This is a genomic window from Phaeodactylibacter sp. (genome assembly GCF_022763345.1).
Taxonomy (GTDB): Bacteria; Bacteroidota; Bacteroidia; order Chitinophagales; family Saprospiraceae; genus Phaeodactylibacter.
In genome coordinates this window covers 94,775-108,818 of record NZ_JALEGS010000024.1, presented here as the reverse complement: position 1 = coordinate 108,818, position 14,044 = coordinate 94,775, and the positions used below count along the sequence as shown (strand labels likewise).

The window sequence follows — 14,044 nt, the reverse complement described above, 5'->3', positions numbered from 1 at the left end:
TGATGTAAATACGGCAATGAACTATAAACTACTCTTCCCGACCTACCGCAACCGCTACCTCTTCGTTCGGCGCAATCTCAAAAGACTGTCGCAGGACCGCCGTTTTGAAAAAGCCCTTAACCTGGGCACCGGAGAAGGCGATTACGATCCAATGATCAGTCAATACTGCGAGGAGCTGATTTCCTGCGACATCAACGAGCAGGACATTGCCTATGCCCGTCAGCTCAATGCGGGGCTGAAGAACGTGACTTACCGGGTGGAAGACGCTCTGAACCTGAGCTTTCCGGACAACCATTTTGACTTGATCACTTCCGTAGATGTGATTGAGCACGTGGGCAAGCCGGAAAGGATGATCGAAGAAGTACAAAGAGTATTAAAACCCAACGGTATTGCGCTAATTACTTTTCCATCTCTGGATTTTCCCCTAACTTACGACCCGATCAACCGGGTGCTGAGCTGGTTCAGTAAAAAACGGATTCCACAGGGCGCCTATGCCTTTGGGCATGAGTACCTCGTTTCAAAAACGGAATTTCGTCAATGGTCAGACCGCCACCGGCTGAGCATAATGATTGAACAAAACCTAAGTGGATACATCATCGGGCTGCTTGAAATGTACTGGACGGGCATCGTTCAGCGCATCTTCAAGGCCAACGCTACCAACCTCCAACGGCAGCCCGACAAAGGGATGGCACTCCGGCCTTCCACCCGGGAGCCTTTCCTAACCAAGCTGACAGACTTGATTATCACCATTGACCATGCCCTTTTCCGCAGTGCTGCACACTCTGTCGGCAAAGGCTTTATCATAAAAAAGTAAACCTATTACGAATATGAAAGACCGACTCGTAGAGTTAAAAGACCGCCTGGCAAAAGCCGAATTAGGCGGAGGGCAAAAGCGCATTGACAAACAGCACGAAAAGGGCAAACTCACCGCCCGGGAGCGTGTACATTTTCTCCTGGATGAGGGCTCATTTGAAGAAATTGGTGCCTTTGTTAAGCACCGTTGCACGGATTTTGGCATGGACAAGCAGCGGGTGCCGGGTGACGGCGTCGTTACCGGCTATGGCACGATCGACGGCCGCCTGGTTTATGTGTTCTCACAGGACTTTACCGTTTTTGGAGGTTCGCTCTCTGAGACCCACGCCGAGAAGATTTGCAAGATCATGGATATGGCCATGAAGAATGGCGCGCCCGTCATTGGACTGAACGATTCGGGTGGTGCCCGTATTCAGGAAGGCGTGCGCTCGCTGGGCGGCTATGCCGACATTTTCTACCGCAACGTGATGGCTTCCGGTGTGGTACCTCAGATTTCCGCTATCATGGGGCCATGTGCCGGTGGTGCTGTGTACTCTCCGGCCATGACCGACTTTACGATCATGGTGGAAAACACCTCCTATATGTTCGTGACCGGGCCAAACGTGGTCAAGACGGTAACCAACGAAGAAGTAACGGCTGAAGAGCTGGGCGGTGCCTCTGCTCACTCCACCAAATCCGGCGTTACACACCTGACTGCGGCTAACGACATTGACTGTATCGCAAAGATTAAGCGGTTGTTGAGCTACATGCCTCAAAACTGTGAAGACAAGCCGGCAAAACTGCCTTATGAACTTGGCGATGAACTTAGGCCTCAGCTACGGGAAATCGTACCGGAAAATACGAATCAGCCCTATGATATCCGCGATGTCGTGAAAGGTGTGGTGGACGAAGGCAGCTTCATGGAAATTCACCCCAACTACGCAGACAATATCGTGGTGGGCTACGCTCGCGTTGGTGGGCATAGCATAGGTGTGGTCGGCAATCAGCCGATGAGCCTGGCAGGCGTGCTTGACGTGGAAAGCTCAAAGAAAGGCGCCCGCTTCGTGCGTACCTGCGATTGCTTCAATATCCCACTCCTTGTACTGGTGGATGTACCGGGCTTCCTGCCGGGTACCGATCAGGAATGGAATGGCATTATTGTCAATGGCGCGAAGTTGCTGTATGCCTTTAGCGAGGCTACTGTGCCACGGGTGACTCTGATTACCCGCAAGGCCTATGGTGGTGCCTACGACGTAATGAACTCCAAGCACATCGGTGCGGATATGAACTTCGCCTGGCCGTCCTCTGAGATCGCTGTGATGGGGGCAAAAGGTGCCTCTGAGATCATCTTCCGCCGGGAAATCATGGAAGCAGAAGATCCGGAAGCCATGCTGCTGGAAAAAGAAAAAGAGTATCAGGAAAAGTTTGCCCACCCCTACCGGGCAGCAAGCCGCGGGTTTATCGATGAGGTCATTGACCCGATCTACACCCGCCGCAAACTGATTAAAGCCTTTACGATGCTGGAGAATAAAGTGGCCAAACTACCTGCTAAGAAGCACGGTAATATCCCGCTTTAAGCCAGCTGTAAGAACTTTTTGATACATTTGCTAACTGCCGGGCGGCTACAAGTCCTCCCGGCAGTTTTGATATAGCAACCACTATTTGTTATTTAGCACTACAAGATGTCGCACAGACTACCACCGTACACACTGATTGAAACCCCTGAGGCACTGGAAGACTTTTATCAGGCCCACCGGGACCTAAAATGGATGGGCTTCGATACTGAATTCGTAGGCGAAAAGCGCTTTCGGACCACGCTCTGCCTGATTCAGACCATTTCTGATGCAGGGCTCTACCTGATCGACTCCATTAAGCTGAAGGATGACCTGGGGCCTTTCCTCATGCTTATTCAAGATGAAAGGATTGAGAAAATCACCCATGCTGGTGACAATGATTACCGGCTCCTTTACAATCTGTATGGCACATTGCCAAAGAATGTTTTCGATACCCAAATTGCTGCCGGGTTTGCCGGGTACAATTATCCCACTTCCTTTCGCAAACTGGTGGAAGGAGAAACCGGTCAGCACCTAAAGAAGGGGTACGCAGTGGCTGACTGGGAAAAGCGCCCTTTCGATTCGAAAGCCCTGAAGTATGCCCTGGACGACGTCATTCCGTTGCCAGAGCTGCACGAGGCCCTGAAGCGCAAGCTGGAAAAACGGGGCCGCACACACTGGGCGGCTGAAGAGTTTGCCCACCTGGAAAAAGAAGCCTACTACTACAAGGACCCTCACCATGATGCACTGAACAGCAACATCATGCGCAGCCTGAAAAAGAAAGACCGGGTATTCCTGCTCCGGCTTTTTGCCTGGCGCAATGCCACGGCTGAGCGGCGTGATCATTCCAAGGAGATGGTGCTGCCTTCCAAATACATCAGTCACATCGTGCGCGGCATTGCCTCCGGTGCCAATGCCCTAAAGCAAAACCGTCGTATTCCGGATAAACTGGCCAAAAAGTATGGAGATGAGTTTGAAAGGCTATACAAAATGGAAGCTACTCCCGATGAGCTGGATATCCTGAAGCGCCTGCCATATGAATCTGATACTTCTCCGGAAGAAGATGTCCTCATGGAGCTGCTCTACCACGTAATCAAGTACCGCTGCATTCAGGAGGAGATTTCCATCAATATGGTAGTGCCCCGTCAGATTCTGAAGTCCATTCGGAGCGGAGAAGAAACGGCCCGGGAAGCCATAGGCGATGGATGGCGCAAGGAGATGCTTGGTGCCTACTTCACCGAGTGGCTGGCTACGGCAAAAGAAATGGATGTGCGTTTGCACGATGACCGGATTGAGCTTTGGCCGCATTAGCCCTCACTTCGCAATAACGAGTGGGCGAGCAGTAAACGGCCCGGAATAAGCCTGACTGGAAAGGACGTAATATCCGGGGGCAAGCCCCTGTAGGTCAAGTGTATATTCCGTTGTGCCCTCAGGCAGCCTAATATGCCTGATGAGGCTTCCCTGTGCGTTGGTCAGCCTGAGTAAGCCATTGCTTTTCAAGGCTTCAGGAAAAGAGATTTGTACTTCTGTTTGGGCAGGGTTGGGATAAAGTAAGAATTGCTGGTCGTTAGACCGGGGCTCTTTGACGCGCGTCGCCACTCCGCAGGGAGCTTCGTCCGGTTGCTGTATAGGGATGGTTATGGTTTCTTCGGACCGGCAGCCGAAGGCATTTGTCGCTTCGAAACGGAAGGTCATTTGATTAACTGTATCGGCAATAGCGATCAGGGCGGTAGAGTCAACGTAGAGGGTCGACGAAGAAGGAAGCCATTGGGTACTGCTAATATCCGCCGAAAACGCCGGAAGCGTATTCAGGAAGAAATTAATATTCCATAAGAAAAGCCATCCGTTGTCCTGATAAAGGTTATCCTGTACCCGTATTGTCCAGGCTCCATTCAAAGGGCAACCTTCCAAAGCTGTCAGCGGTGTTGCAGGTAAGTAAGTGCCCGCTGGAAAATAGTGATCCTCATAGGTGTATTGCTCGCCTTCCGCATTCGGTACAGTGGTGTAAGTGTATATAAAGTTACCGGCTTCGCTATTGAGTGTTCCAAAATCATTGTTAATCATACTGAAGCAGTAGGTGTAAGGTATGCCCTGGGTACTGTCCATTTGTTCAACATCGACGGGGCCCGTTGCCCAGGGTTCTCCAAAGTTGGTGGAGCCTATAGAGCTGGTGCCGTAATTGATCATGTAAGCTGATTGCCCATTTGGGCAGATGATCTCTATATCGAGGTCGCCTGCGTAGGAGTGTTCCAGGTCCAAGCAAATCCCTTGCAGCTCATTTCCATTTATGATCGTGCTGCCGGGTGGGAAGGAATTGACATTTACAGTACCGGTGTAGCTTGTGCCGTTGCCATCAGGCAGGAATAACTGCTGATTTTGCCCGTCACTGTAAAGGAAAGTCATACCGGGATTATAGGCAGAAACGATGGCTTGCTCCACAGGGTTGTTCTCTGTGCCGCCCAGCAGGCTTATGGTGTCTCCCGGACAGTAAGTGGTGGTGTCTTCTGAGGTGAAGAATGCAGGATATTCCGACACTTGTACACGCTGATGAAGAGAAAAGGTATTGGTACAGCCAGCAGTGTCTGTTGCTATGAGCTGTAGCAAGTAGCCGCCGGAAGATTCATAAACATGGTGCACGGTGTCGCCTTCGGCAAAGTTTCCGTCTCCAAAAATCCATTTGAAGTGTGTAAGTTCATCGGACTGCGTGTAGCCAAGCCCATTTTGAGGGTAGGTAGCGGTTCCATTTAGCGTCATCGTATCCCCGGGGCAGAGGTCTAGCGTTCCCAGGTTGGAGAGGGCTGGCTCGGATAGCCCGATAGCAGGCAGAATAGGCTGACAATCTTCGATACAGCTGATGCTGCCCTCCCAGCCGAAGCCATTACCGTTGGCGTCAGATTCAAATACGGCAGTTATACAGCCTGAAGGGTTTGCCATAGAGCCCTGAACAGTAAACCCAAGTCCATACAACACCTGATCACTACAAATGAGCAGCGGTGCTGTTGTATTCATGCCGTCATAGAAGCAGAGCAGGTCACCTTCTTCAATGAACAGCGCTGGCAGGCTGATTCGGATATTGCTGTTGTTTTCCTCCGGGCAAAAGGTGAGCTGATGAAGGCCATTGGGCAGGTAATCATTACCTGGGCCACCATCGTCATAAAACTCACCTGAGCAGGTGGTAACAAAGGTGTCTAGTCCCATAATGTAGGTCTGTGCGACGACCGCAGTTACATGGGCAATCAAAAAGAATAGGATAAGGTAGAATTGAGGCGCTTTCATAAAAATGGGGTTTTCCAGCCTCAATATACAGATTGCTTAATTGCCGTAGATTAACTCAATATTAAAAATCGTTGATATGGACCTTAATATATTCAGCCCGCTTGAGTATCGCCTCCTGCTGCTCGCTATCCATTTTGTTCCAGATGCGGTACATCATACCGATGCGCGGGTTGTTGCCTAATTTATCGGTGTGGCGGTCGTAAAAGTCCCAGTAAAGGCTATTGAAAGGGCAGGCATCCTTGCCGACTTTCTTCTTCCGGTCGTAGGCGCAGTTGGTGCAGTGGTCGCTCATTTTATGCATGTAGTTGGCACTGGCTACATAGGGTTTCGTCCCCACGATACCGCCATCAGCAAACTGGCTCATGCCGCGGGTGTTGGTGATTTCCACCCATTCAATGGCATCCATATAAATGCCCAGGTACCACTGATCAAGCTCATCGGGGTCTACGCCAAGGAGGAGGGCGAAGTTGCCGGTGACCATAAGGCGCTGAATGTGGTGGGCGTAGGCGTGGTCCAGCGACTGATTGACGGCGGTGTGCAGGCACTTCATTTTCGTGTCGCCGGTCCAGTACCAGTCGGGTAGGGGAGCCTTGTGTTCGAAATAGTTCAACGTAGCGTATTCCGGCATTTTGGCCCAGTAAATGCCCCGCATGAATTCCCGCCAGCCAATGATCTGCCGCACAAAGCCTTCGATTTGCGAGATGTCGATTTGCTCCTGATGCTCTTCCCAGTAATCGACGCATGCTTCCACAACTTCCAGGGGCGAAAGCAGCTTGGCGTTCATGGCGAAGGACAATTTAGAATGGAACAGGAGGTAATCCCGGTCCGTCATTGCATCCTGATAGGTGCCGAAGAGGTGAAGGCGGATTTTGGTGAAATGCTCTAAGAGTTCCAGGCTCTCTTTTCGGGTAACTGGCCAGTAGTAGTACTCCGGATCAATTCTGCCAATCGTTTCCACGCCAGCTGCTTTGATCAGCTCCACGATTTCGGTGACGTCGCGTTTGAAGTGCAGGGGTTTGGGGATGTCCTGCTTTTTAGGCAGCTTCTTGCGGTTGTCCTGATCGTAGTTCCATTGACCAGTCAGTGGCGTTTTGCCATCTTCCTCCATCAGGATGTTGTAGCGTTTGCGCATGTCCCGGTAGAAGGTTTCGAGGAGGTAGGTTTTCTTTCCGGCAAAAAAGGATTCCACCTCGTCCCTGGCGGTTAGGAAATGTTCGGTATCGACCGCTTTTGTTTCAATATCCAATTGGCCGCACAGGCTTTTGAGCTCATGGTCGAGGCGGTATTCGTCCGGCAGTTGATATTCAAAACGCTGAATGGAGTACTTTTCGATTAGCGCTTTAATATTGGCGGTCACCGAATGTTGATTGCGCTCTTCATCCAGGGTGTAGTACAGCACTTCGTGCCCGTCCTGGCGCAGGTAGTCTGCAAAGTGGCGCATAGCCAGAAAAAAGCCGACGACTTTTTGGACGTGGTGCCGGACATAGCCCGTCTCATTTTTCATTTCTGCCAGAAAGTAGAGGGTATCGGCTTCTTTATCTTCGTACCAGGAGTGTTTGTGATTGAGCTGATCGCCCAAAACAAGCCGGAGCGTGCGGTAAGATTTTGACATATTCAGTTGATGGTGTTCGGGGATGAAACGTGAATCCGGTCACTTGGTTCATCTAAAAAATCGGGCTATTCAGCCTAAAAAAGCTATTCGCTCAGTTGAATTCCGTTTATTAGTTTCACTATTGGAAAAACGACCTCAAATGAATGTATTACGAATCAACGGGTTGACAAAAAAGTACGGCCGCATCAAGGCGGTGGACGAGCTGAGCCTGGAAGTGGAGCAGGGGATGGCTTACGGTATCCTTGGGCCGAATGGGAGTGGGAAAACCACCACTCTGGGGATGGTTCTGGACATTACACACCCAGACAGCGGTTCCTTCGAGTGGTTTGAAGGGCAGTATGGCCGTGATGCCCGCCGTCATGTAGGTGCTTTGCTGGAAACGCCCAACTTTTATCCCTACCTCAACGCCATCGACAACCTGGGGATCGTAGCCCACATCAAACAGGTAAAAGCACCCCGCTTTGATGAGTTGTTGAAACTGGTCAATCTTTACGAGCGGCGCACTTCCAAGTTCCGCACCTACTCTCTGGGTATGAAACAGCGCCTGGCTATTGCCTCGGCCATGGTCGGCGACCCGGAAGTGCTCATTTTTGATGAGCCAACCAATGGGCTCGACCCTCAGGGCATCGCCGAAATCCGTAACACCCTGCAACGGATTGCCGAGACTGGCAAGACCATCATTATGGCCAGCCATATTCTGGATGAGGTGGAAAAGGTTTGTTCCCATGTCGCCATTATCAAAAATGGCCACCTGCTCGCTTCCGGCACGGTAGGTGCGATCATTAGCGACGACTTTCTGGTGGAAGTCGCAGCCGAGGACATGCCCGGCCTGCAAGCCGCTTTCAAAACAGACAGCCGTATCAAAAAAGCAGAGCTTCAGGAAGAGGGTGTCTTGCTGCTGCACCTGGAAAATGAAACGCCGGCTGCTGCGATCAACGAGTGGGCCTTCAGCAAGGGGCATACCCTTTCTCACCTGCGCATCGTAAAGAAAAGCCTGGAAGCTGAATTTTTGGAAATCACCGCCAACCAATAAACCTCATGTTGTATTTACTCCGACTGGAATGGAAGAAAATCCGGAAATTGACCTCTTTCCGGCTGTTTTCAATTTGCTACCTCATTTTGCTGCCCGCTATATTACTGACTGGATTGCGGTTTGATGAGCTGCCCCCGCCCATTAACACCAATGAGGTTTTCTTCATGTTCCCTACCGTATGGCAGTATCTGGGCTACATCGGCAATTGGTTGTGCTTCTTTTTTTTCGGCTTCTTATCGATAGTGGTGGTGACAACGGAGCATAGCTATCGCACTATGCGGCAGAACATCATCACCGGGCTGAGCCGGCAACAGTACTTCCTCAGTAAGTTTTACCTGATTGTGGTGGTGAGTTTGCTGGCTGCGTTGTACTATGCTCTTTGTGGTTTTACCATTGGGTACTTAAATACGGAAGCCATCTACTGGCACAAAGTCTGGCAGCATGCCGATTACATACCCCGGTACTTCCTGATGTGCTTCGGGTATATGGCCTTTGGGCTCTTTCTGGGCTTTATGATCCGGCGTACAGGGATTGCCCTGTTCCTTTACCTGGCTTACATCATGTTTATAGAGCTTATCCTGAGGTGGGGCATACACCTGCAAATCGTGGAGCACCGCAGCATGCATTTTTATCCGATGAATGCAGTAGAAGACCTGGTTGCTCTGCCTTTCCTGGAAATGGCCGATGAATTCACCTCAAAGTATGGCTTTAGCATCTATTTGCAGCCCTGGGAAGCTTCAATTACCGTGCTGGTTTACAGCGCCTTGTTTCTCTACCTGGCTTACTGGCGGGTCACCCGCAGCGATTTGTAGCGGATTACCGGGTATTGATAAGGATAACGCCATTGGCACCGCGCCGGCCGTAAATCGCCGTTTCGGAAGCACTCTTGAGCACTTCCACTGACCGGACATCCTCAATACTCACTGTGCTGACCGCGTCGCCGTAGGTGCGGCCAACCGGTACGCCATCCACAATAAACAGCGGATAGGCTTGCCCGCGTACGGTAATTTGGCCACTCTGAAAGCTGACGCCAGGCTCACGGATGAGGACATCAGCGAGCGTTTGCGGGTTGTCGACGTAGGTGGTGTCTCCTCGGCCCATTGTGGCTGCCGTCTGCGGGCTTTGACTGGTCGATGAACAGCTCATCATTACCAACAGGGAAAGGAAAAGAAGGGCAACAGAAGTTTTCATTTGGATTTTCTATAAAAGGAAAAATATCTTGCAATGTTTAGCCATGCCTTCCTGAAAAGTTATTTGTGGCACGAATGTGAACTCAGTATTAAGTTTTTTAGAATAGCATTGAATTTGCTAACTCAAATCCAAAATTCACGTTTAATAGCATGTATACGCAATACGAAGAGGTCACCGACGATAAATGTCGGGATCTTGGATTTGCGACATCGGAGCAAGCCACTTCCCAGCGTAAATGCTGACCCGTCTGCCGAAGTACCAATACGCAGGCAGGCATTGAGTAGGTTTGCTGTGGCAAACCACTTAATCGTCAGTATATTTAATTCCCCCCTCGTTTATCCCATGATCTAATTTTTTCTTGTTTTGGCTACAGTAATGAGGATGTGCTGTGCTATAGCTGGCACAGTATAATGGTGCGTATTTTTTCACCTTAATCCTTATATACTTTATGGATCCTAGAAAATTTTTACTTGTGTCTCTGGCTTTATTGCTAGGGAGCTTTCACCTTTCTGCCCAATGCGTGAGTGGGCTTACTGTGGCTGCGGATGACGGCTCAACCGAGCTGTACACCTGTGCAGTTGGGGATGTCAGTACCCTTAAATTTGAAGCAAGCAGCTATCCTACCCCGGTTGCTTTTGCACTAACCGATGTTTCTAACACACTACTTGATTACAACAACAAAGGCGTATTTGATTTTTCCAGCCTCGCTGCTGGGCAGTACCGGGTATGGGCTTTTTCCTACGCCGGGCAAATTACTGCAACCGTGGGCGAAAATGCTGCTACCGCACAGCTAGCTTCTCTTTGTGCCGAGCTTTCCTCTAACTTTGTCACTGTCAGTACTGAAACTATTGAAGGCGGCACCGTTGCCGAGGAAGATATGATAGCTTCCTGCAATAGCGACCGGGCTGATGTCACAGCTTTCAGCACAAGCTCCACCACTACTGATTATGCGTATGTGGTGACAGATGAGGAAAATACCATTCTGGACCTCCTGCCAGCTGATGAAGCCACCTTGTTTGACTATGCGGGTAACGTCCGCATTTGGGGGCTGGCTTATGCAGGCGCTATCACTGCTGAGGTTGGAGATAATGCCGCTGCGGTAGATCTGGCCAGCATCTGCTATGAACTTTCGGAAAATTTCATCACCTACACGGATAGCGACAAAACTTTCACCTTGCAGATCCTTCACAATAATGACGGAGAATCTCAGTTGGTGAATGCCGGTGCCGGTCTTGAAGCTTTTGGCGGAGCCGCGCGCTTTGCTTTCACGGTGGATTCCCTTCGTGACGCCTCTGGTGTAGCGAGTGTTTTATTGTCTTCCGGAGACAACTTTCTTCCTGGCCCGGAATTTAACGCCAGCCTTGAATTGCCGGCAGATGCCCTGCTTTATGATGCTGTTTTGCTGCAGGAACTGGACTATGACGCTATTGCAATAGGCAATCACGATTTTGATTTCGGCCCGGAAATTCTGGAGCGCCTAATTGAAGGCACTACTGCCGGTAGCGAGGCTACTTTTTTGAGCGCTAACCTTGACTTCTCAGCAGAAGCGGGCTTGCAGGAATTAGCTATGGATGGAAAAATTGCTGCCCGGAAGATCATTGACCGGAATGGTGTAAAAATCGGGGTCTTTGGTTTGACGACGACAGACTTGCCCTTTATTTCCAGCCCACGGGGTGTAGAGGTAGATACTGCACTTACAACTATCGTAGCGGAACAAGTGGCGGCACTTGAAATGGAAGGCGCAGAGCAAATTATCCTCATCAGCCATTTGCAGGGAATTAACCAGGATACCGCTTTGATTAAAGAAATTAGTGGTGTAGATATCGTTATTGCCGGCGGAGGCGACGAATTGTTGACGAATAACCCTGCGGACACACTGCCCGGCCTTTCTGTAGGAGGCCCTTATCCGCTTGAAGTAGCTGATGTTGATGGCGAAACGGTCTATGTGGTAACCACGGCAGGCGAATATCGTTATGTAGGTCAGCTCTTTGTGCAATTTGATAAAAACGGAGATGTGGTGAGTGTCTGTGAGGAAAGCAATCCGGTGCGGATCGATACAGAGAACGCAGATGCTACGATTCAGGAAGCTATTGTGGACCCGGTAGCTGCCTATGTAGCCAATCTGGCGGAAAATATCCTGGCGATAACGGAAGTCGCGCTTAATGGTGTCCGTCAGGAAGTGCGTACCCGCGAGACCAATCAGGGGAACCTCATCGCAGATGCCTTGCTTTGGCAAGCCGTGCAGCTTGCAGGGGAGTTCAACGCGAATACGCCTCAGGTCGCTCTTCAGAACGGTGGCGGTATCCGTAACAATACGATAATTGCTGCGGGCAGTGATATTTCTGAGCTGACGACATTTGACATGCTGCCATTTTCCAATTTTGTTTCCATCGTTGAACCTTTGCCAGCTGCACAGTTCAAGGAAGTATTGGAAAATGCTGTCTCACAAGTAGAAGGCGTAAGTGGTCGCTTTGCGCAAGTAGCTGGATTTAGCTTTGTGTATGACCTGTCCGGAACACCTCAGGAACTGGATGGGGATGGCAATGTAGTGACACCAGGTAGCCGGGTAGTCAGTGCTACGCTGGACGACGGTACCTCAATCATAGAGGATGGCGCTATTGTAGCTGGTGCCCCGGACATTACAGTGGCCACGATCAATTTCCTGGCCAGAGGCGGCGATCAGTACCCATTCCGCGGCGCTGATTTTGTTTCCCTGGGCATCACTTATCAGCAGGCACTTGCGAACTACCTGGTACAGGTCCTGAATGGCGTTATTTCTGCTGAAGATTACCCTGAAGGTGGAGAGGGCCGCATTATGCAGTTGATGAGCCTGACAAACGGTGGGCTGCAATCGCTAGCGGTATCCAATGAAGCAATGGGCGTCAGCTATTTCCCTAACCCAGTTGAACGTGACCTGACTGTCCGTTTTGAAATGGAAGCGGAAGGCAGAGCAGAGGTCGCACTGTATGACCTGAATGGACAGGAGTTGGGTCGCCTGTTTGAAGGGGGGCTGGATGCTGGGCTGCAAGAAGTTCAGTACACCATGAAACAGCCACAAGGTACTTACATCGTTGTAATTCGTGCTAACGGCAAGCAAACTGCATTTGCTGTAGTGAAGCAATAAGTAAACGCTAACCATTGGCCAGGGTTCAGGCTGGGGCAACATGATTTGCTCCAGCCTATTCTTTTTGCCCTCCGAAGGTTGAAGAATCGCGCAGATCAATGTATCTTTGCGCGCTTAAATGGATGTATCGCGATGAAAACCAAGACCTTAAAGCAAGATAAAGTCAACGTCATTACCCTGGGCTGCTCCAAAAACCTGGTGGATTCTGAGAATATCATCACTCAGTTGCGGGGCAATGACTACGAGGTGGTGCACGACAGCAATGAAGAGGACGCTAACGTGGTCATCGTGAACACCTGCGGCTTCATCGACCTGGCCAAGGAGGAGTCTGTCAATACCATTCTGGATTATGCGGAGATCAAAAAGCAGGGCGGCATTGACAAGCTCTATGTTACCGGTTGCCTTTCTCAGCGCTACAAAGACGACCTGGAGCAGGAAATCCCCGAAGTGGATGCCTACTTTGGCACCCTGGAGCTGCCTGGCCTCTTGGCCAAACTCAATGCTGACTACAAACATGAGTTGATCGGGGAGCGCATCACCACTACGCCTCAGCACTATGCTTACCTGAAAATATCTGAAGGCTGCAACCGGACCTGCGCTTTTTGTGCCATCCCCCTGATGCGCGGCAAGCATGTGTCCCGGCCTATCGAGGCACTGGTGGAGGAAGCCAAAAACCTTGCCCGTTTTGGCGTCAAGGAATTGATGCTCATTGCTCAGGAGCTGACCTACTACGGGCTGGATATCTACAAAAAACGCGAGCTGCCCCGTTTGCTCCATGCCCTGGCTGATGTGGAAGGCATTGAGTGGATCCGTCTGCACTATGCTTACCCCAGCAAATTCCCAACTGAGATTTTCGATGTAATGGCAGAGCGCCCCGAGGTCTGCAACTACCTTGATATGCCGTTACAGCACGCCAATAACGCCGTGCTCGACCGCATGCGCCGGCAAATTACCCGGGAGGAAACCGTGGAGCTGGTCCGCACTGCCCGTGAGAAAGTACCTGGCCTGACCCTGCGCACCACCCTTCTTGTCGGCTTCCCCGGTGAGACTGAAGAAGAATTCCAGGACCTCTGCAACTTCGTGGAAGAAATGCGGTTCGACCGCCTCGGCGTTTTCCAGTATTCTCACGAAGAAGGCACTATCGCTCACGAGTACGAAGATGATGTGCCCGCCGAGGTCAAAGCCGAGCGTGCCAGCCGCATCATGGAAATCCAACAATCCATTTCCGAAGCCAAAAACCAGGAGAAAGTAGGGCAGACCCTGAAAGTCCTCTTCGACCGTAAGGAAGGCGAGTTTTTCGTCGGCCGTACCGAGGGCGACAGCCCCGAGGTCGACAACGAAGTCCTGGTGAAAGCCGCCGAGCATTATGTGCGGGTGGGTGATTTTGCGGAAGTTCGCATTACGGAGGCTACGGATTATGATTTATTTGGGGAGGTGGTGGGATAACAGCCTGTTTTCCATCC

The 14,044-nt window shown here is 50.8% G+C and carries 10 protein-coding genes; 7 read left to right on the top strand and 3 right to left on the bottom strand.

Annotated elements, in window-relative coordinates:
* The first annotated feature begins 16 nt into the window (after positions 1–16).
* The 3 genes from MRY86_RS06980 (at position 17) to MRY86_RS06970 (ending at position 3,656) form a co-directional block, all read left to right on the top strand.
* On the top strand, positions 17–814 hold the full coding sequence (locus tag MRY86_RS06980) for a class I SAM-dependent methyltransferase (protein ID WP_293565549.1): 798 nt from the start codon (positions 17–19) through the stop codon (positions 812–814).
* 13 nt (positions 815–827) lie between these two features.
* A complete protein-coding gene (locus tag MRY86_RS06975) occupies positions 828–2,369 on the top strand; it encodes an acyl-CoA carboxylase subunit beta (protein WP_293565546.1) in 1,542 nt (513 codons plus the stop codon).
* 105 nt (positions 2,370–2,474) lie between these two features.
* A complete protein-coding gene (locus MRY86_RS06970; protein ID WP_293565544.1) occupies positions 2,475–3,656 on the top strand; it encodes a ribonuclease D in 1,182 nt (393 codons plus the stop codon).
* Positions 3,657–3,659: 3 nt separating this feature from the next.
* On the opposite strand, the gene MRY86_RS06965 is transcribed toward MRY86_RS06970, so the two are convergent.
* Both MRY86_RS06965 and MRY86_RS06960 read right to left on the bottom strand, forming a co-directional pair.
* On the bottom strand, positions 3,660–5,621 hold the full coding sequence (locus MRY86_RS06965) for a PKD domain-containing protein (RefSeq protein ID WP_293565543.1): 1,962 nt from the start codon (positions 5,619–5,621) through the stop codon (positions 3,660–3,662).
* 61 nt (positions 5,622–5,682) lie between these two features.
* The gene (locus tag MRY86_RS06960; RefSeq protein WP_293565541.1) at positions 5,683–7,233 is read right to left on the bottom strand and encodes a cryptochrome/photolyase family protein; all 1,551 of its coding nucleotides are present in this window, start codon (positions 7,231–7,233) and stop codon (positions 5,683–5,685) included.
* 139 nt (positions 7,234–7,372) lie between these two features.
* On the opposite strand from MRY86_RS06960, the gene MRY86_RS06955 reads away from it, so the two are divergent.
* Both MRY86_RS06955 and MRY86_RS06950 read left to right on the top strand, forming a co-directional pair.
* Positions 7,373–8,266, top strand: a complete 894-nt coding sequence (locus MRY86_RS06955; protein ID WP_293565539.1) for an ABC transporter ATP-binding protein — start codon at positions 7,373–7,375, stop codon at positions 8,264–8,266.
* 5 nt (positions 8,267–8,271) lie between these two features.
* Positions 8,272–9,078, top strand: coding sequence for an ABC transporter permease (locus tag MRY86_RS06950; protein WP_293565537.1), 807 nt, complete (start codon positions 8,272–8,274; stop codon positions 9,076–9,078).
* 4 nt (positions 9,079–9,082) lie between these two features.
* Here MRY86_RS06950 and MRY86_RS06945 read toward each other — a convergent pair whose 3' ends face one another.
* Positions 9,083–9,457 (bottom strand): TonB-dependent receptor plug domain-containing protein, encoded by a 375-nt coding sequence (locus tag MRY86_RS06945; RefSeq protein ID WP_293565535.1) that lies wholly within the window; start codon positions 9,455–9,457, stop codon positions 9,083–9,085.
* Positions 9,458–9,905: 448 nt separating this feature from the next.
* Here MRY86_RS06945 and MRY86_RS06940 point away from each other — a divergent pair, with 448 nt between their 5' ends.
* The gene (locus MRY86_RS06940) at positions 9,906–12,581 is read left to right on the top strand and encodes a 5'-nucleotidase C-terminal domain-containing protein (RefSeq protein ID WP_293565533.1); all 2,676 of its coding nucleotides are present in this window, start codon (positions 9,906–9,908) and stop codon (positions 12,579–12,581) included.
* A 132-nt stretch (positions 12,582–12,713) separates the two neighbouring features.
* Positions 12,714–14,027, top strand: coding sequence for a 30S ribosomal protein S12 methylthiotransferase RimO (gene rimO / locus MRY86_RS06935; protein ID WP_293565531.1), 1,314 nt, complete (start codon positions 12,714–12,716; stop codon positions 14,025–14,027).
* Positions 14,028–14,044: the final 17 nt, after the last annotated feature.

What these genes read in the sequence shown, in the direction of transcription:
- MRY86_RS06980 (WP_293565549.1), top strand. Translation starts at nt 17, where the DNA reads ATGAACTATAAACTACTCTTCCCGACCTACCGCAACCGCTACCTCTTC.
- MRY86_RS06975 (WP_293565546.1), top strand. Translation starts at nt 828, where the DNA reads ATGAAAGACCGACTCGTAGAGTTAAAAGACCGCCTGGCAAAAGCCGAA.
- MRY86_RS06970 (WP_293565544.1), top strand. Translation starts at nt 2,475, where the DNA reads ATGTCGCACAGACTACCACCGTACACACTGATTGAAACCCCTGAGGCA.
- MRY86_RS06965 (WP_293565543.1), bottom strand. Translation starts at nt 5,621, where the DNA reads ATGAAAGCGCCTCAATTCTACCTTATCCTATTCTTTTTGATTGCCCAT.
- MRY86_RS06960 (WP_293565541.1), bottom strand. Translation starts at nt 7,233, where the DNA reads ATGTCAAAATCTTACCGCACGCTCCGGCTTGTTTTGGGCGATCAGCTC.
- MRY86_RS06955 (WP_293565539.1), top strand. Translation starts at nt 7,373, where the DNA reads ATGAATGTATTACGAATCAACGGGTTGACAAAAAAGTACGGCCGCATC.
- MRY86_RS06950 (WP_293565537.1), top strand. Translation starts at nt 8,272, where the DNA reads ATGTTGTATTTACTCCGACTGGAATGGAAGAAAATCCGGAAATTGACC.
- MRY86_RS06945 (WP_293565535.1), bottom strand. Translation starts at nt 9,457, where the DNA reads ATGAAAACTTCTGTTGCCCTTCTTTTCCTTTCCCTGTTGGTAATGATG.
- MRY86_RS06940 (WP_293565533.1), top strand. Translation starts at nt 9,906, where the DNA reads ATGGATCCTAGAAAATTTTTACTTGTGTCTCTGGCTTTATTGCTAGGG.
- rimO (WP_293565531.1), top strand. Translation starts at nt 12,714, where the DNA reads ATGAAAACCAAGACCTTAAAGCAAGATAAAGTCAACGTCATTACCCTG.